Below are 20,548 nucleotides of genomic sequence, written 5' to 3' on the forward strand. Positions count from 1 at the left end.
TGTAGGGTCTCAAAACTCGCTGCATAATCTCAGCGAGAACTGCACGGCGGCGGCACTTATGCCGCCGCCGTGAGACCCGCAGGTCGGAGCGTCACCCATTCGGGTGGCGAGAACAGTGATCCATCCCGCCTGCGTTCGCTGCGCTGACACCTTGGTTGCACAGGAAGTTGATGTGTGGCTGGGGGTGTGCGGTGGGGGAATCCGCTGCGTCTGTGAGTGTCCGTCCCGAGGGGCGTGCGGCGGTGGAGGACCGGGCCTGGAGCGAGGTGTCCGTCGAGCTCTTGGCGTCGGCGGTGCCTTGGCGAACATTTCGCTGGTTCAAGGGGCAGAAGTACTACTCGGGTATCTACTGGTCGGCGACGACGAACGACCACGTGATCTACGAGTCGCGGCTGGAGTTGGCACGTCTCCTCTTCGCCGATTTCGATCCTTCCGTACGCCACATCGTGGCCCAGCCGTTCCTGCTGAAGGCGGCGCTGGAGGGGAAGGTTCGTAAGCACATCCCGGACTACTTACTGATCACCGGGCAGGGGCCCGTAGTGGTGGACGTCAAGCCACTGCGCCGAGTGTCCCAGCCTGAGGTGGCCTTCACCTTCGACTGGACCCGCAGGGCGGTGGAGTCGCGCGGCTGGCAGTACGAGGTCTGGAGCGAGCCGCCGCCGGCGGAGCTGGAGAACATCCGTTTCCTGGCCGGCTATCGCCGGTCCTGGCTGTTCAGCACCGATCTCCTGGACGAGCTTCGTGACGCCGATCTCGACGGTGTTCCGTTGGGGCAGATCGCGAGTCGGTTTCCGGGACACGCCGAGCCCCAAGTGCGCTCTGCTGTTCACCATTTGCTCTGGACTCATGACCTCCTCGTGGATCTCGATCGCCCGCTCGACCCGTCGCGGGTGTGCCGGAGGTCGGCATGAGCGGCGCCGGAGCAAGGGTCGGGGTGGGTACGCGGTTCCGCTACGACGGGGAGACTGTCGAGGTGGTGCAGATGGCTGCGACCACGGCAGGCAACGAAGTGGTCCTGAAGGACGGCAGGGGGCGACTGCTGCGACTGTCACTCACGGAGCTGCTGTTCTCTGACCGGGCGGCCATCATTCCTGATAGGTCGGGGCCGTCGGCCGACGACGACGTGGAGATCGCGTCCGTGGTGCTGGGGCAGCTGGGGGCGGCGGAGCGGGCGAAGCTCCTGGAGCGGTCTGAGCACGTGCGTGAGGTCATCACAGGTTTCCGGTCAGGGAGTTCTGAGCTGGCGAGGGACGGCGAGCCCCGCCAGGAGTACGACCCGAAACTGTCCCGGGAGGCCCGGTACGCGGCGAAGGCGGCCGAGCTGGGGGTGTCTCTTCGTACGGTGAAGCAGTGGGTCGCCGACTTCCGCAGTCATGGCGAGGCCGGCCTGGCTCCGAAGAAGGGTCTGGCCCGCAGGTCGCAGGTGAAGGCGGACGACCGGTGGGTGGAGACCGCCTTGGAGGTGATGGTCGAGCACACCGGGGAGTCGAAGCCGTCGCGGACGATGGTGATCGAGCGGACGCGGGCCCGGGTGATCGCGCGATTCGGGGCGGATGTGGTGAAGCTGCCGAGCCGGGCGACGGCGTTTCGACTGCTGGAGGATCTGGAGCGGCAGCATCCGCTGTTCCGGCTGAGCACGAAGAGAAATCGGGACATCGCGGATCGCCCGGATGGGGTGTACGGGAAGTTGCGGCCGACGCGACCGGGGGAGTACCTGGTGATGGACTCCACGCGGCTCGATGTGTTCGCCTTCGATCCGGTCACGTTGCGGTGGCTGCAGGCTGAGCTTTCGGTCGGGATGGACTGGTACACCCGCTGCATCACCGGGATTCGGATCACGCCCGTCTCCACGAAGGCGGTCGACATCAGCGCGGTGCTCTATCAGTCGTTCCGCCCCCGTCCGGCGGGGCGTGACTGGCCGCAGCACGCGGTCTGGCCCGAGCACGGCATTCCCCGGACGGTCCTGGTGGACGCCGAGGCGGTCGAGGGGCCGGGGTTTGCCTCGCCGCCGCTGGTGCCGGAAACACTGGTGGTCGACCACGGCAAGGTCTACGTCTCGGAGCATCTCACCAGCGTCTGCCGCCGGTTGGGAGTGTCGGTGCAGCCTGCGAGGCTTCGGACGGGTCGGGACAAGGGGCCCGTGGAGCGGTACTTCCGGACCTTGCGGGAGGGGCTTCTGCAGGCCCTGCCGGGCTACAAGGGACCGGACATCCACTCGCGGGGCGAGAGCCCGGAGGACGACGCGTTCTTCTTCCTCGACGAGCTGGAGGAGATCGTCCGGGAGTGGACCGCCACGGTGTATCACTGTCGGCCGCACGCGGGACTGGTCGATCCCGGGGTGCCGGGACTGAGGCTGTCCCCTGCCGCGATGTTCGAGCACGGTATGGCCCGGGCCGGGTACATCGAGGTGCCCCGAGACCGTGACCTGGCCTTTGAGTTCCTGCGGACCGAGTGGCGCACCATCCAGCACTACGGCGTCGAGATCGGCCGCCGCCGCTACAACGGGCCCGCGCTCAATCCGTACCGCAATGCCAAGAGCCCGCACCGGGGCCCGGCCGAGGGTAGTTGGCCCTTCCAGGTCGACCCCGATGACATCACCCGGATCTACTTCCGTGATCCAGTCGATCACCGCTGGCACCCGTTGCTCTGGGAGCACGCGCCGTCGGCCAATATGCCGCTGAGCGAGGATGCGCTGGCGTTCGCCCGGAAACTGGCGGCGGCGAAGTACCGCTACCCGGACGACCGGCTCGCTGTCGCCGACCTGCTGGAGCGCTGGAACCTCGGCCTGGGAACCTCGATCGCCGAGCGGCGAATGGCGCTGCGACTGTCGCGGGAACAGGCCGGCATCGAGCTGCCTGAGACCGAGGGCGAGAAGGATCCGGTCGTCTCACTGCCCTCCGTACGCAAGGCACTGGGGCAGGAGGAGGGGCTGTCGGAGCCGGTCGCAGCGGAGCCGGAACCGGAGGCCGTGGCCGAAGCCGGTGATGACGACGACGCTGATCTGGAAGAGCTCACCGACGAGGACGACTTCTACGCCGATGCCCTGGAGGATGTGTGAGCCCTGTTGCCGGACTGTCGAACCTGGGCAACTTGGCTCTGTCGAAGAAGGAGGACTTCAAAGCGTTCGCCGACGCGCCCCGGCGACAGCAGCCCGAGGTGCTGACCCGGAAGCAGCTCAAGGTGCTCGGCGTGCAGGCGCGGGCTGAGTACGACCGGTCGCGACGGGAATGGCATGCCAACCTCGGGCCGATCAAGACCCCGCAGCTGGTCGAGCTGCACGAGGATCTGTGGGACATCACCGACAGCAACTTGCAAGACGGCGACAAGGCCAAGGGGGCGGTGGCCGTCGACGCCTTTCCCGGGCTGGGCAAGACCACGTCGGTCCTGGCCTTCCTGCGCGAGTTCCACCGCAGAGAGATTGCCGAGAAGGGCGAGTTCACCGACCAGGGCCACGAGCGGTGGCCGGTCTGCCGGGTGGGACTGACCGGCAACACCGGCATGAAGGACCTCAACCGGGCCATGCTGGAGTTCTTCGAGCATCCCGGACGGTCCCGGGGCACCACTGTCCAACTCGGCCGGCGGGCCCTGGACTGCATGCTGTCGTGCGAGGTCCGCGTCCTTGCCCTCGATGACCTGCACTTCCTGAAGTGGGGCAGAACGAGCGGCATCGAGGTCAGCAACCATCTGAAGTGGATCGCCAACGAGTTTCCCGTGACCCTGCTGATGGTCGGCGTCGGACTGGCCGACAAGGGCCTGTTCAGCGAGGGATCGGCAGCGGGGGACACCGCGCTGGCCCAGACCGGACGCCGTACGACCCGGTTGGACATGCGGCCCTTCACGATCACGAACGAGGCCGGGCGACGGGAGTGGAACCAGATGCTCCTGGCACTGGAACAGCGCATCGTCCTGGCGGACAAGTACCCCGGGATGCTCGCGCACGATCTGTCGGACTACCTCTTCTCCCGCAGCACCGGCCACATCGGCTCCCTCATGACACTGATCAACCGTGGCTGCCAGCGGGCTGTCCGCAGCGGCAGCGAGCGCCTGGACAAGGACCTGCTCGACCGCGTGAAGAACGACGAGGCGTCCGAGAACGCCCGCCGCGAACTCGAAGCCGCCCTGGAAGCCCGCCGGCTGACCAGCCGCCCCCGATCACGCCAGTCCGCATGAGGACTACTCCGGGGACGTTTCCCATCAGGCTGAAGGCGGTACCGGGTGAGGCTCTCGATTCCTGGCTTGAGGCATTTGCGCACCGCCTGCACACGCCCCTCGGCGACGTTCTCAACGATCTTGGACTGCTCGCGCTCGAAGATGGACTCGCGGTCGGCAGTAGCTCGACCGAGATGCTGACCAGGCGCCTCAGCCCTGTAATGGCCGCGTCCATCGCCCAGGTGACGGGCACGCCCGTCGCGGCCCTGCACGCGATGACCCTGGCCCACTACGACCAGCGGATCCTGGACCTCGACCCCCGCTCCGGCCTGCCCCAAAGTGCGACGCGCTGGGGGAAGAGCACCGGCGCACGTTTCTGCACGGACTGTCTCGCCGAGTCGGGTGGCCGCTGGCAGCTGGCCTGGCGACTGGGCTGGTCGTTCGCATGCGTCAGGCACAATCGGCTGCTGGCCGACCACTGCCCGCAGTGCCGAAGCCGACAGCGAACGCGAGCTCTGGCCACCCGCGAGATCCCGCATCCTGGGCATTGCCCGAACACCTCGTCAGCGGACGGCACCGGTCCCGGCCGGCGGCGCTGCGACGCCGATCTTGCCCAAGCGGCCACCCCGCTCCTCGACGCCGATCATCCCGTGCTGGACGCACAACGGCTCGTTTACGCGATGACCGACTCCGGCACCGCAGCGTTCGGCCCCTACGCCGACCATCCGCAATCCGCACTCGGAGCCCTCGCTGACCTGCGAGCGCTCGTCGGGGAGATCCTCCACCACGCTCCCCGCCAATACCTGGCCGAACGCCTTCCCGCGGGCCTCCCCATGAATACCGATGAGTTGAACGCCCTTCTCACCCCGGCCGACGTCGGCATTCAGTCCCTGGGGATGCACACCCCGAAGAGCGTTGCCATGACTGCGGCCGGTGTCGTTCTCGCCGTGGACATCCTCAGCCGACCGGACATCCAGCAAGCCGGAACCTCCGCACGCTGGATCATCCAAGCCGAACGCGAGTCACGCCCATCACCGGGCCGAAGCCTGCTCGCCCCCTGGGGCACCGGCACCACCGAAGTCCTCCGCGCGGTCCAGCTCGCGGCCATCGGTCCTCAGCTCCAGGCTGTCTACCAGCTCCGCTACCGCGTTCAGACCTTCCATCCAGGCACCCGGCCAGACCACATCCCCGTCCAGCGTCTCCGCTCACTCCCCGCCGCACTCTGGGCCGAACTCGCCCTGCCCCTCGCACCGCCCGAACTCCACGACCACCGGATCATGAGACCTGCCCTGTCCTGTCTCATCGGGCTCGTCGGCAACCGTCAGTCCATCGACGTCATCGCCGAACGCCTGGGCCAGGCCACCACCGGATTCATGTCCTCCCGAATGCTCGGCCACCTGCGGGAACACCAGCAGTGGCCAGACATCCAGGCCGCACTGGTCCATATCGCGGACTACCTCGACACCTGCCCCGCCCCGATCGACTACGAGCGGCGCCGACGCCTCGACTACACCCTCCTGCTCCCCGACGGCCAATGGTTCGATATCGCCCGGCAATGCGACATCGTCCGCAGCACAGGCACCCTCGCCCGACTCTTCAGAAGCTATGTGTTCCTGCGTATCAGCGGCCTGCCCGCCCGAATGGCACCGTCCACCTGCACCCCCGAGAACAACTCCGCTCGCAGCCAACATGCCATGCGCTACCTCCGGTTGACCCCCGAGCTTCTCGCGCATCTCGACCACGCGGCCGAGGATTTCCTGCAGCGCAACCGCATCACCGACGAACCCGTGACCTGGTACCCGCCGGACAATCTCCTCCAAGACCTCGGCCTGCCCGGACATCGCCCCTCTGAGATCGATATCTACGAGCTGCACAGTCTGATCCGCCAGGACGAAATGACGGCCACCCAAGCCGCCGCCCACCTGCAGACGACGATTGACGTCGTGCGCTGCCTCCTCGACCGGCACCCGGCACCCGATACAAGCGAACGACGCTCGTGGCCCGCCCCTGTCTCCGACCCCGTCCGCGAAGTCCTTGACTCAGCCACCTTCGCGCGGCTCTACATCGATCAGCGGATGTCCCTGCGTGCCATCGGAGAGCTCTACGGCGTCCAGGCCGACGTGATCAGAGGTATCGCCGCCGAGTACAAGATCCCGATCCGTACTCCGAAGGAGTATCGACACCGTCGGGAAATCACCCGCGAATGGCTTCACGAGCAGTACGTCACACGCCGTCGCACCCTCGCCGACATCGCCGAGGAGACCGGTATGACCATGTCGAACGTCGCCAAGTGGGTCAGGACGCACGAGATCCCCTTGCGTCCTCGCGGCGGCGCAAGCCATGACGAGAGCCTCCGCATTCGGGAGAGAGCCAGACAGGCTCCCCGCTTGCTGCGACCCGCACTCAATGGCCTCGCCGCTGAAGAACGCCTCCGGCGGTTCGTGAAAGCTTCCGCCTATCCCACCCTCGGCGCGGCAGCCCGGGACATGGGCGTCAACGGGCCCACCCTCGTCACTCAGATCAACCGTCTGGCCCGCGAACTGGGCGCCCCGCTACTCGAACGAGCCGAACGGGGCCGGCCCATGAAACTCACGCCACTTGGCAAGCGGGTCGTCAGAGCAGCAACGAGTTGGCTGTCCGAGGCATAACGCTGACACCATTCGGAGTGAAGGTCGTCGCGGTCGTCACCGTGATCACAGCGGCAGCCTCCGACCCAGCAGGAGCCGTTGTCATACCCGGCTGGCAGAGTTCCCGGCCATGGACACCTCTGAGTTCTGGACCATCATCGAGGCCGCTCGCTCGGCCGGCACAGCTGACAAGCCCTTCGACGAAGCCCTGGTTGACGAGTTGGCCACCCGTGCCAAGGACGACATCCTCCGCTACCAGGAACGCTTCGACGAGGTACATGAAGCCGTCTACCGATGGGACGTATGGGCGGCCGCCTACCTCATCGGCGGCGGCTGCTCGGACGACAGCTTCATGGACTTCCGCGCCGGTCTGATCGCGCTGGGCCGCGACTGGTACGAGAAGGCAGCGGCGCAACCGGACAGTCTTGCTGAGCACCCGGCAGTGATCGCCGCCGCAGAGGCGCACCGTGACGAGGAGCTCTTCTACGAGGAGGTCAACTACGCCGCGAGCGAGGCGTTCGAGCGCGTCACCGGCGATGGGGAGGACTTCTACGAGGCATGGGACGAGTACAGAGCCTCACTGGACAGTTCCGAAGAAGACTCCGAAGACATGGGCGAAGACTTCGACTTCGATGACCCCGATGAGATGAGACGTCGACTCCCACGGCTCGCTGCCCTCTACCTCCGTGATACCGGACACTGATCGGCAGGCCCTGTCCGGCGCGTTCAGGCCGAGGAGTCCAGGCGGTGAAATGCGCCGTCGAGCTCTCCGGATCTGAGCAGATTGGCGATCACTGTCACCATCCCTGGGATGCCCGGAGCCCGCACGACCAAGCCGTCAGAGCACCAGAAGCACTGGCCGCCAGCTGCTTCTCCGGTCTCTTCCCACCGCTTCATCAGCCGATCGACCTCGGCAAGAGTGAAGACCGACGCGCTCCAGCGCGAGCCATCAGGGAGATGCACCTCGACATCAACATTGCAGATTTCGTCGAGTGCTTCGTCAGGGCCGGGGAGGAATAGCGCATCGAACGCTTCGGCGCGGACGCGGTAGTACGGGCCGTCCCACCCTGATTCGGTCTCGACTCTGCTGATGCTGGTCACCGCAGGATCATCCCAGCCTGCAGGACGCCCATCCAACGGAATGTGGACACCTCCGCGGCCAGCCGGACCGGGGCACGGTCATCATGGTCTGGTGACGATGTGGATGCGCTGTTACTGGGGTGAGAAAGATGTCTGGTTCTACTTCGAAGTCGACGCTGAAGGCTGGGTGATCCGGCAGGTTGAACTCGAAGGGCCTGAGCTGACCCCGATCGCAGCTGCCTCCCTTGCCGAGTGGCAGCACGCCTACGACGCAGGCCGCCTCGATGAGTACGACAACAGGTTCGGGATCACAGCAGAACGGCCCGTCTCGGAGTGGGAGGGCTACGACCCCGAGGAGTTGACCTCCGACCACTTCGAGGTGGTCTGGGATACGGCCCGTCGCCAGATCACGGCTCGGCTGTCTGACTCCTGAAGCAGGCCACGAGGAAATGCCGCCCCTCCTGAGACAGGAGTACCTGGCCGCGATGTGAGACCGCCCGAGAACCTGCTGGCCAGCATGACGCCCTATGCCACGAGCCGCGAGATTCTACACTTGTAGGGTCTCACGCTGCACGTCGTAATCTCACGGCCGATGTCGTATCCATGCCGGATACGACATCGGCCGTGAGACTTCTCTCTTCCCCGCTCCGTCCCATCGCCGGGCCGCCACCCGGCCCACGTCCACATCCCGTGGCCCCCCACGTGATCGCGACACGATAACCGGCGTACGCCCGGCCTGTGTTGTCGGATGAGCCCTGCGCCGCGCGAGTTGACGCCGTGCGGACCGGGGGGCGGGGTTGCAGCCAAAGTCAGCGGCACTGCTTCCCTCTCCGAACCAGCGGCCCGGGCAACGGCCATCGGCCGCCCAGACACCGGCTGCTGAACGACTTTCCCGACGACCCCAACCCGAGCTCTACCCACCAGATCCACAGGTCGCCCGACTGTGCGGTTGTGGAGCGTCCAGCGAAGCGAAGTGAGCTGCGGCCCGGCGCGCCAGGGGCGTCGATCGGCATGGCGTCGTACACGTAGACGCCCCCACGACCCCAGCGCGGGTCGCGCCAGTGGCCGCCAGTGCCAAGGCAATCGGACCGCCCGATGTATCCCGGCGGCCGCGTCTACGGATCCTCCCTGAGCGACCGCGGAACCTGCGACTCCCACCGCCAGTTGAGCAGCGCCGCGAGCACGACGAACGAGGCCAGCGGTATCCACAGCAACAGTTGGGGCTCCGGCCGCACTTGCGTGGTGAACAACAGCGCTAGGAAGAGCACAAACATGCACGAGAAGACGACGAGGGCGCCGATCCACGCGCGTTCCCACGCCTTTCGATGGCCCGCGCGGCGGCGGATGCGCGCCTCCACCTCGGGACGGCGGTCCCAGGGCATGCCGCGGCAATCGGCACCGGCGGTACGGATGGCCTCGACCTCACTGTGGAAGGTGGTCTCCAACTGCCTATCGTCGATGTATGGGAGGTGGAACCGGCGGCCATCCATGCCGTACAGGTACGTGATCCACTGAGGCGCCCAGGGACCGCCGCCTCGAGCGGCTGGCTCGACCCGGATGTCGTAGATGTCGTGCCAGAACTGTTTGCGCTCGAAGACGGCTCCCCGCGCAGTGATCCCATCAGGCCCCACGAGCGTGCATCCGCGCCGGATGAACAGCACCAACCGGGCGTAGGCCGCCACAACCAACAGCACGCAAGACAGCACGAAGGCCATCCAGGGCCCCGTGGGCTCAATTCTGGATATCTGGATGACGAAGTTCGCCCCCATGATGCCGATCCAGATGAGCCAGCTTTTGGGATTCTTCCTGCGCTTGCGGTATTCGGGCTCGATCGCGTGCCCGTGTCTGTTTCCCTCCCCGTTCACGTTCACGTTCCCGTCCCCGCCCACAGGCCCCTCCCCAGGTGATCGCCGGACGTGATTGTAGGGGCCATGCAGCTCACCTCGGACAGTTTCCCCCGGAGGCCGGGGCCCCTGAACGGCCCTCTTCCACATCGCTGGCGTTCCAGGCTGGCGTCGCCCGTCGCATCTTCGGGCACTGCACCACCACCCCAGCTTCTTCGCCGGACGGCGCTTCACCCGCCCCAACCCCAGCGCCTCCGTGGCCAGGCGAAACACTGCTTCAGCTCGCCAGGAGACGGCTCCGTAGCGAACCGTCCATAACGGAGCTCTGGCATCAGCAGACAAATACTCAACAAGCATGCCGAAGAACGTACGGGCCGCTGAACAGGCAAAACGGGCCCGTCATCGAACCGGAATCAAGATCGCCCCCGCCGCCGCTAGCATCCGTTCCGACACTCCCCACCGGCCATACACAGTGCTGATCTCGTGATGGTGCAGGGCTGATCAGCAACTCCGTTCCCAGGGTCGTCCGTTACGTGGCGCTGGAACAGCGCCGGCGCGCGCAACCCTCACGCTGCCTGGGGTGTCTATAGCTGGATGGTCGAACAAAAGGGGGCTGATGAGAGTGGTACGCAAGCCGCGCCAGCAGAAAAGCCGCCGACCTATGTGGTGGCTCCTTGCTCTCCTGGGCGCCGCAATCGGCGTCTGCGGTTACCTGTTGGGCACCCGCTACTACGGCGATCCTGAGACGAAGAACCTCGGAAACCTGGCCTTCTGGGGAATGCTTGCCGGCGGCTGGTTGGCCCTCTACGCGGCCATGCACCTCATCCAGCCCGCGCTACGCCTTGCGGGACGGAGCACGGACGGCCAGCCGACCGCACGGAACGCGAGCTCCCATCGACAGGATGCTGTCTGAACCCGTTGGCCGTCAGCTGCAGGACACACGAGAGCGAGAGACGTATGGCTGCTCGCAGGGACGTACCACCCGTGGGCCCGGGCGCCGCGCTCGAGAAGTGGCTGCTGCGCATCGGAGTCGTGGGCCTTTTCTTTGCGGCGCCGGGCGTGGCGGTGGGGTACTTCGAGGGATTCCAGGAAGAGACGGAAGCCGGGGCCTTCGCCTGGGTCATGGTCTTCTTCGGCGGTCTGCTGATGGGCATCACGGCATGGGTCGGCCTGCTGCGTCGGCTGGATCCCGAGTCGCGGAGGGAGCGTCGCCGCCGGATGGCCGTCCGACGTACCCGGCAGGCGCCCCTGCCGGCCCCGGACCTCACCTATGAGGCCCTCCTCAGGGCCGCTGAGCGCTTGTCCGGTGGAGTAGGGCTGCGACCGGCACCGCCAGTGAGCGACAGTCGCAGGCAGCTGGTCTGGTGGCGCAGCCGCGACCTGCTCGCCGCCTTCGACCTGCCCGGCGGCGCCGCCTCGATCGTCTTCGTCGCAGCCTTGGGGCTGAGCGACGTCGTGTCGCATTTCTTCAGCAGCACCGGCTTCGGGTGGTTCTCCCTCGTACTCGCGGCCGTCGGCGTGGCGTTGATCGTGTTCCAAATACGGGACGTCCGCGCTGTCGCCCGCGTGGCTGTGAGCGAGCACGTACGCCCGATGCGCTGGCTACTACTGCGCGAACCGTACGGCGGTGAGGCCTACTTGGTGTTGTACCGGGCGGACGGTGACCCGGATGAGGCTCCGCCGATGCTGCTGCGGCTCGCCAAGAAGCGGCAGGCGCGGCGCCTTCCGCCCGCGGGTGTTGCGGAAGTCCACGGCTCGCTCCGTCCCGTCACCTGGCTCGTGCCGTGGATCGACGGCTCACCGGTGTGGACCAGCCACCCTGTGACCGCGCTCGACTTGACGACCGAACGCGACCGGGCGCGGCTGACCTATCTCATCGGACCCGAAACCCACCGCCAGTAGGTGTCGTTCCAAGGCGACGTGCGACGACCCGCGCCTTTTGAGGATATGAAACGAACCTGAGACTGATCTTTATCGCTCGCCGTGAGACAACTGGAGAACTGGCAGGTCAGAGGCGCGTGTTATGAGACGGAGCGCGAGACCCTACATGGTCCCGCGCAGAGACGCGGGACCGGCCTCGTGCTGCGTGGCCTTGGGCGCCCAGAACCAGGGGGCGCCCAAGGCGGCCCCAGGGGGTCGAGCGTCGGCACGTCGAGTGCCAGCTGGTCCTCGTGCAGTCGCCCAGGTGCACCGCGGACGCCGAAGCCGTACCGGATTTCTGCCGTGCCCGTTCCCGCGGCCCGCACGGCGCTAGCATCGGCTCCCGTGATCGTATGGATCAATGGCACCCACGGCGCAGGCAAGACAACGACCAGTGCACTCGTGCAGCAGCTGATCCCGGATTCACGGGTGTTCGACGCCGAGAAGGTCGGCGAGACACTCATGGACATCAGGCCGGGGCTGCCCGAGACGGACAACTTCCAGCACTGGCCGCCGTGGCGGCAGCTCGTCGTCGAGACCGCCCGCCGCGTACTCGACTACACCGGCGGCACTCTGGTGATTCCCATGACCGTCCTGGTCGAGCAGTACTGGCGCGAGATCAGCGCGGGTCTCGCCCACCATGCCATCCCGGTAAGGCACTTCGTCCTCCACGCCGACCAGGACACCCTCCGCGGGCGCATCGAGGGGGAGCATCCCGTCCCCTCCCCGTTCCGCCTCAAATACCTCGAGCCTTACGCCGAGGCGGCCCGCACGTGGCTGCACGGCGAGGCCGAGGTCGTCGACACCACGCACCTCACGCCCGCCCAGGCCGCCCTGCAGATCGCAGAGGCCGTCAAGAGTTGAGGCCCGCCCGCTGGCGCCCGTGTCCTTGGTTGAGCAGCCGGGCCTGCTCGCGCGCGGTGCCCTACAGGTACTTGATCGATCCGTCCTTTTGCACTCCGGTCCCTGCGACGGGATCGAGCAGTGCCGCCGCAGCGGCCACCCAGTCAACGAGGCGTTCGGTGGCGCCATAGTCGCGTGTGTGAATGTCTGCGGTGACGAAGACGTCGTCGCGAATGCCCTGGAACCAGGGGTGGAGGAATCTCCGTTTCTGATGGATTTGCGCCCAGGGATAGACCAAGCCATTGCTGGTAACAGCCTTCGGACCCCCGACCCGTTCCCTGGCTGACTCAACAACCACGCAGACCTCGTCGGTACGAGTCAGCTTGGTATTGGCCATGGGTTCTGAAGGGTCGTAACGGCGGAACACAGGAGCGCCATGGTCACGGGCGAAAGCAAAGAACTCCCGGGCACGCTCACGCAAGTGCACAAGCTCTTTCTCCGCGGCACGCTGCGCCTCAGCGCGCCGCGCGGCGGCGGCCTCGGCCTCCCTCCTCAGTCGGCGCGCGTGAGCAGCGGCAGCATCTTCCAGACCAGACATGCGTACCCTCCGAATGCTTCTCGCTACTCAGTGAAGCAGTCATGACAGCGCGGGGAACACCCCACGCGACGTGATCTGACGCCTCAACTGGCCTATGCCGACAGGTCCTGCCAGGTCGGAGGGAGGCAGGCGGGCTTACAGCAGGTGGTCGGCCTTGCCCGCCTTGATGTCCCGGATGAGAGTACGGAGCGCTTCGCGGGTGTCGGTGAGGTAGTGGTCCTCTTGTCCGGCGACGGCGATATAGGCGTTGCCGTCGGAGTCGGTACCTATGCGGAAGCAGTTGGCGCCTTCCCCGCAGAAGGGCGCTTCCCAGTTGATGTCCGGCACGGGGTTCTCCTAGAGGTCGTCCGCGAGAGCGCGGATGAATTCGCGTGAGGCTTCCGGGGACAGCGCCACGGACTCCGCCGCGTCGAGCTGGGCCCGGTACTTGCGCAGCTGCATCTCCGAGTCGATGAACTCAGGGCCGTGCGTGCTGTCGAGCTCGACGGTGTCCAGCTGGGGTACGTCCGCTTCGACGTACACGACCGACTGGCCCGCCCCCGGAAAGCCGCCTGCCTTGAAGGGGATGACCCGTACGGTCACAGCCTCCAGCTCGGACATGCGCAGCAGGTGCTCCAACTGCCGCCGCGCCACTGCCGAACCGCCGAACTCCATCCGGAGCGCGGCCTCGTGCACGATGACGTCGAGTTCCGGCGGCCGGGGCCGGTCCAGTACTTGCTGCCGGTCCATCCGATGCGCAACCCGTACGTCGACGTCGACCTCCGGCAGGGGCGGGATCACGGCCTCGAACACGGCGCGAGCGTGATCCTCGGTCTGGAGCAGGCCGGGCAGGTGCACGCTCACGGCGATCCGCAGGCGCCTGGCGTGCCACTCCATCTCGGCGATGTCCAGGAAGCTGATGGGAAGTCGTCCCCGATACGTCTCCCACCAGCCCTTGTTCCGCTCGGCGGCCATGGCGGCCAGCGCGTCGACGTGTGCCTGGTCCACGCAGCCGTAGTTGCTCGCGAGTGTGCGTACGCGATCGGGGCTGATGCCGGAGCGGCCGGACTCCATGTTGGGCACGTTCGTGCGTGGCACTCCCAGCAGCCCGGCCGCGTACTCCGTGGTCATCCCGGCGGCCACGCGCATCTTGCGCAACTCCGTACCGAGGCGCCGTTGACGCTCAGTTGGGGTACTTCTCGGCGCCATCAGTCCTCCTGTCCGACCCGGCGACGGGGTCAGTCTGCCTCCGTATCGCGCGGTCGGTCCACCGCGGACGAAGCCGAGTCGACGAAGAGGTAGTACACGTACTCCGTCGTGCCCTACAGTGAGTGACGCGACGCTTACGCAACTCCGTAACCGGAAGTGCATCGCGCGAGCCTGCCCGCAGCCTCCTGCCCTGGGAGGGGTTGGCCCGCGCCAGGGAGACAGGCCACCGGGCGCGCGCACTCGGCGCCAACCGCTCAACGATCACCGCACCCCAGAGGGAGTCGCTGTGTCCGTATCCATCTCGTCCTGCCCGAGCCCGGCCCCCGTACAGCCGACGCCACCCCCCACCCCCGAAACGCTGGCGTACAGCCTCACGCTCCCCGCCGCCCCGGCGAGCCCGGCGGTCGCGAGGGCCGCGGCCCGTACGATCCTGCGGGCCCACGGCCTGCAGGACGTGACGGACGCGGCGGTGCAGGTGGTGGGCGAACTGGCGGCGTGTGCCTGCCGGTTCACGCCCACCGCCGAGGTGTACGTGTCGCTGCGCTACAGGGAGGGCGCGTTGAGGGTGATCGTCTACGACGGGCACCCTCGCCATACGCACCCGCGCCTCGCGGCGGCGTGCGAGGCGCGGCGCAGGGCGGACCTGCGGTTGCTGGCCTGCGTGGTCCGGGCGTGCGGCGGCGACTGGGGCTTCGGCGATGCCCGGGAACCGACAGGCGGTACGCGGATGTGGGCGGTGCTGCCGAGGGAGGGCGCCCGCGCCTACGCGGACGCGGGGCCAGGATGAGGAAGCCTGATGAGCGGCGGATACCACACCAGCTGGAAGGTCCCGGCTGAGCACCGGGAGGATCCGGCGTACCGTGCCACGGGCCGGCGGATGGACTTTGCTCAGGCTGTCTACGAGCGGCGCTCGGCGCTTGGCTGGAGCATGGCTGAGCTGGCTCGTCGAGCCGACATGTCCGAAGAGGACATCGAGTCGATCGAAGAGAGCGGTGTCGATCCCACTCTGGAACTGATCGAGCGGCTTGCTGCCGCCCTTGAGTCGGGTGCCCGAATCGATCCTCGCGCCACCCCGGAGTTCCGATTCGAGGGCCACGCCGCCTGAACGGCGGGATCCGGCGACAGCTGGCCGCGGGCGGAGCCGTGGGGAGGGGGCCTGACGGCGTCCACGCTCCGGACGTCGAAGAGGGCCGAAGGCGACGCATAATCACGCGCAGGCGCAAGTGCCGGAGCTCGGCACGCAACAAGCCTTTAGTGGGCCCGGAGTTGGGCCCTGGGGCCCACGCCGAATGTCGGTGTCCGTTCGTACGATCACCGGCTATGTCGGCTTTCTACGGCCCCGGGGCACCCTTCGGGCCTTACCCCGCATACAGCGCAGGTCGGGTGCGCATGCCGCGCACCGTGGTGGCGGCGCGCGTCCTCGTCTTCGTACTGTTCGGCTTCACCGCGATCGGAGTTCTGGGCGCGCTGGTGGCGATTCCGTCGCTGACCGGCGAAATGCTCGGGCTGCTGGTGTACGCGGCCGCGCCGGGCGTCGCGGGTCTGGTCCTGGCGCTGAAGGCGTGGACCGGGGGCCGTTATGTGCGGTGGTCGCTGATCGGTGTCCAAGGCCTGCTGCTTCTGCAGGCCTTGGGGTCGCTGGGGCGCGGGGACCTTCGGGGCCTCGTGCAGTCGGCCATGCCGATCGCCGTGATCGTGCTGCTGTCGCAGCGGTCCGCGCGGGAGTGGTTCCTGCTGCCGGAGCTGGACCGGGCGGAGAACCCCGGGTTCAGCCTGGAGCGGATGCTGAAGTGGCGGCACAGCGACGAGGGCCAGTCGGTCCTCGAGTACGTCGGCCTTGTGACGCTGGTGGCCGGGATCGTCGTGGCGCTGCTGGTGACGGGGGTGGCCGGGCAGATATCCGGCGGCTTCCAGTCGGCGGTGTGCCAGGTGACGGGCACGGCCTGCCCTGCGCCGAAGGGGAACGGGGGCACGGAGGTCCAGGCGGGGCGCGACGACGGGGACAACGCGGCTGGGACGCAGAGCGGCGGATCCGACTCCGGGGCGGCGGGGGGTTCCGGCTCGGGGGGTTCCGCGTCGGGCGGGTCCGGGTCGGGGGGTTCCGCGTCGGGCGGGTCCGGGTCGGGGGGTTCCGCGTCGGGCGGCTCCGGCTCCGGCTCCGGTGATACGGACGGCAGCGCGACCAGCGATGACGACGACTCCGGCGGGCCCGCCGACGAACCCATCCCCGCCGACGGCACCGCCGCGCAGTCGCAGGACGACGGCGGCGGCGACAAGAAGAGCACCCTCCGCCAGATCGGTGACATCTTCACCTCGCCCTTCAAGGCGGCGTGGGGCGACGTCAAGGACACCGTTCACATGGTCGTGCACCCCATCGACTCGGTGAAACAGATGTGGGACGGCCTGTCCACGTACACCGGTGACTGGTGGTCCGGGAAGGCCGACGAGCTCGGCAAGCGGTGGGACGAGGGCGGCTGGAACTACCTCACCGTTCCGCTGGAATGGGCCGGCACTCCCGGGGAGTTCTCCGCCGATTTCCTCGTGAACTCCTTCGTGGACATCGACTCCTTCAAGAAGGGCAACTGGGGCGACGGCATCGGCAACACCGCCTGGAACATCGGCTCGATGTTCATCCCCGGTGTCGGCGAGGTGAAGTGGCTCAACAAGCTGAACAAGTTGAACAAGCTCACCAAGCTGGCGAAGTTCACCGAGAAGGCGGCCGAGGCGGCGGAGAAGGCCCGTAAGGCCGCGAAGATCGGCGACGCCGGCGCCGCGCGCAAGGCGGCGAACGAAGCGGACAAGGCCGCCGACGAGGCCGAGAAGAAGGCCCGGGAATCCGGCTGCACCCTCTCCGCGCCCGGTCTCACCGTCCCGTACGGCGGCGGCGGGCCCGGCCTCACCGGCTCTTCCGGTACCGGTACGACGGTCATCGCCGCGGGGGCGTCCAGCTCGCCGTACGTCATCCTCGCCGAGGACGGCTGCGACGAGGCGGCCAAGAAGGAGGCCCAGGACTCTCGCGAGAAGGCGGACGAGGCCGACAAGGTCGCCGACGGCGTGGAGCTGGACCAGGCGGCGGCGGACGCGAAGAAGACCATCGCGGACGCCAAGGACAAGCAGAAGACGCCCAAGAGCGAGAGGTTCAACCTCGAGGAGAAGAAGATCGACCAGCTCGTGGCCAAGGCGAAGGACAACCCGGACAAGCGCAAGGGCGAGTTCGGGAAGGACGAACTGGCCAAGTCCCTCCAGGACCTCTCGGACATGCTGAAGACCAAGAACATCGAGAGCCAGAGCCGCGGCTCGCTGGGTGGTTCGGTGCTCAAGGCCAACGACCGTCACCAGCTGGCGGAGGCCATGGCCGAGGTCAAGGCGGCGAAGCGGGCAGCGGACAACGAAGCCGCCGAGGGCACCAAGGTCTACGCCGGAATCGGCGCGAAGAAGGGCCGCAGCAAGGTGGACCTGGGCGACGGAACCATCGCCGACGTCAGCGCCATCGACGACGCCGATGTCGTCTACAAGGGCAAGGACGGCAACATCCACGTCGCCGAGGTGAAGAACACCGGCCAGGCAGCCACCCAAGCCTCCGTGCCGGCCCAGGCCAAGAAGCTGGCCGACTGGCAGAAGGCCAACCCCGGCCGCAAGGCACGCTATGAGATCGAGACGGAGGAGGGCTGGGACAAGATCTTCGACGGCTACCAGAGCAACAAGAGGGGAGAGACACCGAGCGGTACTGCGGCCCAGACCTTCGCCGACAACGGCCTCGACCTTCGCGTCGCCGGTACGGACATCTCGTCGCAGCAGCTCAAGGCGATGAGCGACGCCTGGAACAAGAAGACCCCCGCCGAGAAGCAGGCGGCGCGGGACTCGGGCAAGATGAAGGACCCCAAGACCGCCATGGAGTACCTGGGTGTTTCCTGACGCGCACCACCTGTTGCCCTCGGCCATGCGCGAGCTGAATCCGCCGTGGAACGACCTGACGCGGGAGCGGCGGCGGAAGCTGGAGGAGCTGCCGCACACGGAGGCGAACGAGCGCGCGGCGCTCGACGCGCTGGCGGCCGCGCTGACCGCACCGCCGGTCGTGCAGGGTGGGCCGTCAGCCGTGCAGGGCGTGCAGGGCGTGCGGGTCGTGCAGGGCGTCTGGAGCGACGAGTCCTGGGAGCTCTTCGACCGGTTCCGCGAGGAAGCCGGCCACCGGATCGCCCAGGCCATGCCGACGGCCGACCGCCTCACCCGCGAGGGCGTCACCGACGTACTTCGCGGGTGGGCGGAGAAAGCGGACCCGCCGGTGCCGGACTGGTGGCTCGAGGAGCAGTCGGACCAGGTCGCCTCGGAATGGGCCGGCTCGGCGCTCTACGGCTGGGCCCATGACGTGCTGTGGTGGCTGCAGCAGGAGCCAGGGGACGCCGAGCGCATTGCCGCGGTGGCAGAGCGCTGCATCGAGAACGGACTCGCGGCTCACTACGCGGTGAACCTGCTGGACGCCCTCGGGGCGCCGCACGGCGAGAGGGCGCTCCTGCGTGTGGTGCGGGACGACGGGGTGAGCGAAGCCCATCGCGCGTGGGCGCGGGAGAAGCTCATCGAGCTGCGTCGGCCCGGCTACGACGCCCGCGGGCAGGAACCGGCCCAGGGCGAGGAACCCTTGCTGCCCCCCGCCGTACAGGCGCTTCCCTATGAGTGGGGCGCCGGCTTCCAGTGGCCCCCTGAACTGCCCGAGACCGAAGAGAACTTCGCTCGGGCACGGGCGATTCTCGAGGCATGCGCGCCGGCCGGGCCGGTCCCAGAACCCGTCCCCGCCCCGGCATGGGAAGGGGACAACGACGAGGAGCGGCCCGCCTGGCTCGAGGTCCGTTCGGTCATGCGGCACATCATGCCGTACGCGCGACACGTCACCCGGGAGCGCCTGACCGAGGCGATGCGGGAGTGCGCACTGCTCGGCATCCCCGGCGTCCCGCAGGACCCCGGCAGCGAGGAAGCGGAACGCTTCATCCAGCAGTGGACTACGTGGATCGCCGGCTGGATCGCGGGCGAGGTCTTCACCTGGCTCGGCATGTACGTCGACGACGAGGCTCCCATCACCCCGTGGGCGATGGAGCTCGCCGAGCGGTACGCACGGAACGGCGTGGCCGCCGGGCAGGCCGTCTCGATGCTGCGCTGGTGGGACACCGTCCCGCAGAGCCGCGAGGCCCTCGCCCGTATCGCAGGCGACGACTCCCTGCCGCCTGAGGTCAGGGCGCAGGCCGAAGAGAGCTGAGCGAGGCCGCCGACCCGGCCTCGGCGTCGCGGCACCCTTCTGACCTGCGACATGTCCGAGGAGTGGACGCGCCTGGCGTTTCGACCAGGGCGTCTCGAACCGCCTGCTGAAAGACGGATCTCACCGCGTCAGCGCAGCCAGCCGTGCGCCCCGGCCCGTCGCCCCCGTCGCCCGGTAGAGGTCCCGCAGCAGGCAGACCTCGCCGCCGTGGTGCATGATCTCGCGGTTGATGTGCAGGATCAGTCCGGCCATGGGCGACTCGGCGTACGGCCCGCCCTTGGGGCCGAGCGGAGTGCGCAGGGCCTCCTCGTCGAGACAGGCGACCCCGTCGCGCCAGCGCCGGAAGCTCTCTTCGAGGAACTTCAGGGCCTCGGCCGCGCTGCCCGGTAGATCCGCCGGTACGTGACGGGGATCGAACATGTCGGCGTCGTCCGGGCCGCCGCCCGCGCCGAAGAACGCGCTGGCCCGGTTCGCCAGGCAGTACCCGCCGATGTGGACCAGCCGCCAGGCGATCGTGGTCACCGGCGGCGGCTCCGGCGGTTCGCCGTCGTCGAGGACGTAGCGGCCTTCCTCGTTCCGGCGCAGCGTCCAGCATCCGTCGACCGGCTCCCAGAAGTACTCCTCGTCGGAGAGGTCCGCCAGCCGCGGCAGGAAGTGGAAGTTCCAGTAGAACTCCAGTTGGTCGACGAGTTGGTCGGCCCAGTGGAAGTCCGTCGAGTCCATCGCGCGCCCCTTCTGAAGCTCAGGCACTCAGCCTCTCGGTTTCTCAGCCTCTCGGCTCCTTCAGGATCGGGCCGAGCGGGATGAGTCGCCATCCGAGGTCCCTGATATTCGCTCCCTGAGCCACTGCGCCCTGACCTATGCCCACGATGTGCGGATCTCCGCCCACGATGCGCGCGTCCGCGGCCATGGGCGCCCCACCCGTGTCGGCAACAACTCCCTTCCATGTCCGGAAAGATGACTAGGATTCGGTTGTGTCTCCGCTGTGACTGATGGTGCTGTTGTGGTTATTGAGGCGGAGCAGTTACGTACGTACTCACGAGTCACCCGT

The 20,548-nt window shown here is 67.7% G+C and carries 19 protein-coding genes; 13 read left to right on the forward strand and 6 right to left on the reverse strand.

Annotated elements, in window-relative coordinates:
• The first annotated feature begins 266 nt into the window (after positions 1 to 266).
• The 5 genes from ACWD4J_RS28645 to ACWD4J_RS28665 all read left to right on the forward strand — a co-directional run bounded on the left by ACWD4J_RS28645 (position 267) and on the right by ACWD4J_RS28665 (position 7,479).
• Positions 267 to 911, forward strand: coding sequence for a TnsA-like heteromeric transposase endonuclease subunit (locus ACWD4J_RS28645; protein ID WP_451398333.1), 645 nt, complete (start codon positions 267 to 269; stop codon positions 909 to 911).
• A complete protein-coding gene (locus tag ACWD4J_RS28650) occupies positions 908 to 3,058 on the forward strand; it encodes a helix-turn-helix domain-containing protein (RefSeq protein WP_451398334.1) in 2,151 nt (716 codons plus the stop codon). Before ACWD4J_RS28645 ends, ACWD4J_RS28650 begins: the two co-directional genes overlap by 4 nt.
• Positions 3,055 to 4,170 (forward strand): AAA family ATPase, encoded by a 1,116-nt coding sequence (locus ACWD4J_RS28655; protein ID WP_451398335.1) that lies wholly within the window; start codon positions 3,055 to 3,057, stop codon positions 4,168 to 4,170. Before ACWD4J_RS28650 ends, ACWD4J_RS28655 begins: the two co-directional genes overlap by 4 nt.
• Positions 4,167 to 6,797, forward strand: a complete 2,631-nt coding sequence (locus ACWD4J_RS28660; RefSeq protein WP_451398336.1) for a TniQ family protein — start codon at positions 4,167 to 4,169, stop codon at positions 6,795 to 6,797. Before ACWD4J_RS28655 ends, ACWD4J_RS28660 begins: the two co-directional genes overlap by 4 nt.
• A 109-nt stretch (positions 6,798 to 6,906) precedes the next feature.
• Positions 6,907 to 7,479, forward strand: coding sequence for a DUF4240 domain-containing protein (locus tag ACWD4J_RS28665; RefSeq protein WP_451398337.1), 573 nt, complete (start codon positions 6,907 to 6,909; stop codon positions 7,477 to 7,479).
• Positions 7,480 to 7,502: 23 nt separating this feature from the next.
• Here the strand turns inward: ACWD4J_RS28665 and ACWD4J_RS28670 are convergent, their stop codons facing one another.
• On the reverse strand, positions 7,503 to 7,877 hold the full coding sequence (locus tag ACWD4J_RS28670; protein ID WP_451398338.1) for a hypothetical protein: 375 nt from the start codon (positions 7,875 to 7,877) through the stop codon (positions 7,503 to 7,505).
• Positions 7,878 to 7,980: 103 nt separating this feature from the next.
• On the opposite strand from ACWD4J_RS28670, the gene ACWD4J_RS28675 reads away from it, so the two are divergent.
• Complete coding sequence (locus ACWD4J_RS28675; RefSeq protein WP_451398360.1) at positions 7,981 to 8,289, forward strand: hypothetical protein; 309 nt, start codon at positions 7,981 to 7,983, stop codon at positions 8,287 to 8,289.
• Between the two features lie 682 nt (positions 8,290 to 8,971).
• Here ACWD4J_RS28675 and ACWD4J_RS28680 read toward each other — a convergent pair.
• A complete protein-coding gene (locus ACWD4J_RS28680; RefSeq protein ID WP_451398339.1) occupies positions 8,972 to 9,727 on the reverse strand; it encodes a hypothetical protein in 756 nt (251 codons plus the stop codon).
• Between the two features lie 589 nt (positions 9,728 to 10,316).
• On the opposite strand from ACWD4J_RS28680, the gene ACWD4J_RS28685 reads away from it, so the two are divergent.
• The 3 genes from ACWD4J_RS28685 (at position 10,317) to ACWD4J_RS28695 (ending at position 12,484) form a co-directional block, all read left to right on the forward strand.
• Positions 10,317 to 10,613: a hypothetical protein gene (locus ACWD4J_RS28685; RefSeq protein ID WP_451398340.1), complete on the forward strand. Its 297-nt coding sequence runs from the start codon at positions 10,317 to 10,319 to the stop codon at positions 10,611 to 10,613.
• A gap of 44 nt (positions 10,614 to 10,657) precedes the next feature.
• Positions 10,658 to 11,602: a hypothetical protein gene (locus tag ACWD4J_RS28690; RefSeq protein WP_451398341.1), complete on the forward strand. Its 945-nt coding sequence runs from the start codon at positions 10,658 to 10,660 to the stop codon at positions 11,600 to 11,602.
• 363 nt (positions 11,603 to 11,965) lie between these two features.
• Positions 11,966 to 12,484 carry an AAA family ATPase gene (locus ACWD4J_RS28695; RefSeq protein WP_451398342.1) on the forward strand — a complete coding sequence of 173 codons (519 nt, stop codon included), beginning with the start codon at positions 11,966 to 11,968 and terminating at the stop codon, positions 12,482 to 12,484.
• A 61-nt stretch (positions 12,485 to 12,545) separates the two neighbouring features.
• Here the strand turns inward: ACWD4J_RS28695 and ACWD4J_RS28700 are convergent, their stop codons facing one another.
• The 3 genes from ACWD4J_RS28700 to ACWD4J_RS28710 all read right to left on the reverse strand — a co-directional run bounded on the left by ACWD4J_RS28700 (position 12,546) and on the right by ACWD4J_RS28710 (position 14,249).
• Complete coding sequence (locus ACWD4J_RS28700) at positions 12,546 to 13,061, reverse strand: hypothetical protein (RefSeq protein ID WP_451398343.1); 516 nt, start codon at positions 13,059 to 13,061, stop codon at positions 12,546 to 12,548.
• Positions 13,062 to 13,196: 135 nt separating this feature from the next.
• Positions 13,197 to 13,388 carry a hypothetical protein gene (locus tag ACWD4J_RS28705; RefSeq protein ID WP_451398344.1) on the reverse strand — a complete coding sequence of 64 codons (192 nt, stop codon included), beginning with the start codon at positions 13,386 to 13,388 and terminating at the stop codon, positions 13,197 to 13,199.
• A 9-nt stretch (positions 13,389 to 13,397) separates the two neighbouring features.
• Positions 13,398 to 14,249 carry a helix-turn-helix domain-containing protein gene (locus ACWD4J_RS28710; protein WP_451398345.1) on the reverse strand — a complete coding sequence of 284 codons (852 nt, stop codon included), beginning with the start codon at positions 14,247 to 14,249 and terminating at the stop codon, positions 13,398 to 13,400.
• Positions 14,250 to 14,535: 286 nt separating this feature from the next.
• On the opposite strand from ACWD4J_RS28710, the gene ACWD4J_RS28715 reads away from it, so the two are divergent.
• The 4 genes from ACWD4J_RS28715 (at position 14,536) to ACWD4J_RS28730 (ending at position 19,497) form a co-directional block, all read left to right on the forward strand.
• Entirely contained in the window at positions 14,536 to 15,036 is a 501-nt protein-coding gene (locus ACWD4J_RS28715; RefSeq protein ID WP_451398346.1) for an ATP-binding protein, read from the forward strand.
• A 9-nt stretch (positions 15,037 to 15,045) separates the two neighbouring features.
• Positions 15,046 to 15,354, forward strand: coding sequence for a helix-turn-helix domain-containing protein (locus ACWD4J_RS28720; protein ID WP_451398347.1), 309 nt, complete (start codon positions 15,046 to 15,048; stop codon positions 15,352 to 15,354).
• 284 nt (positions 15,355 to 15,638) lie between these two features.
• The gene (locus ACWD4J_RS28725) at positions 15,639 to 18,164 is read left to right on the forward strand and encodes a hypothetical protein (RefSeq protein WP_451398348.1); all 2,526 of its coding nucleotides are present in this window, start codon (positions 15,639 to 15,641) and stop codon (positions 18,162 to 18,164) included.
• On the forward strand, positions 18,154 to 19,497 hold the full coding sequence (locus tag ACWD4J_RS28730; RefSeq protein ID WP_451398349.1) for a hypothetical protein: 1,344 nt from the start codon (positions 18,154 to 18,156) through the stop codon (positions 19,495 to 19,497). The genes ACWD4J_RS28725 and ACWD4J_RS28730 overlap by 11 nt, the downstream gene beginning before the upstream one ends.
• 120 nt (positions 19,498 to 19,617) lie before the next feature.
• On the opposite strand, the gene ACWD4J_RS28735 is transcribed toward ACWD4J_RS28730, so the two are convergent.
• Entirely contained in the window at positions 19,618 to 20,220 is a 603-nt protein-coding gene (locus ACWD4J_RS28735) for a DinB family protein (RefSeq protein WP_451398350.1), read from the reverse strand.
• Positions 20,221 to 20,548: the final 328 nt, after the last annotated feature.

The organism is Streptomyces sp. NPDC002577, from assembly GCF_053594815.1.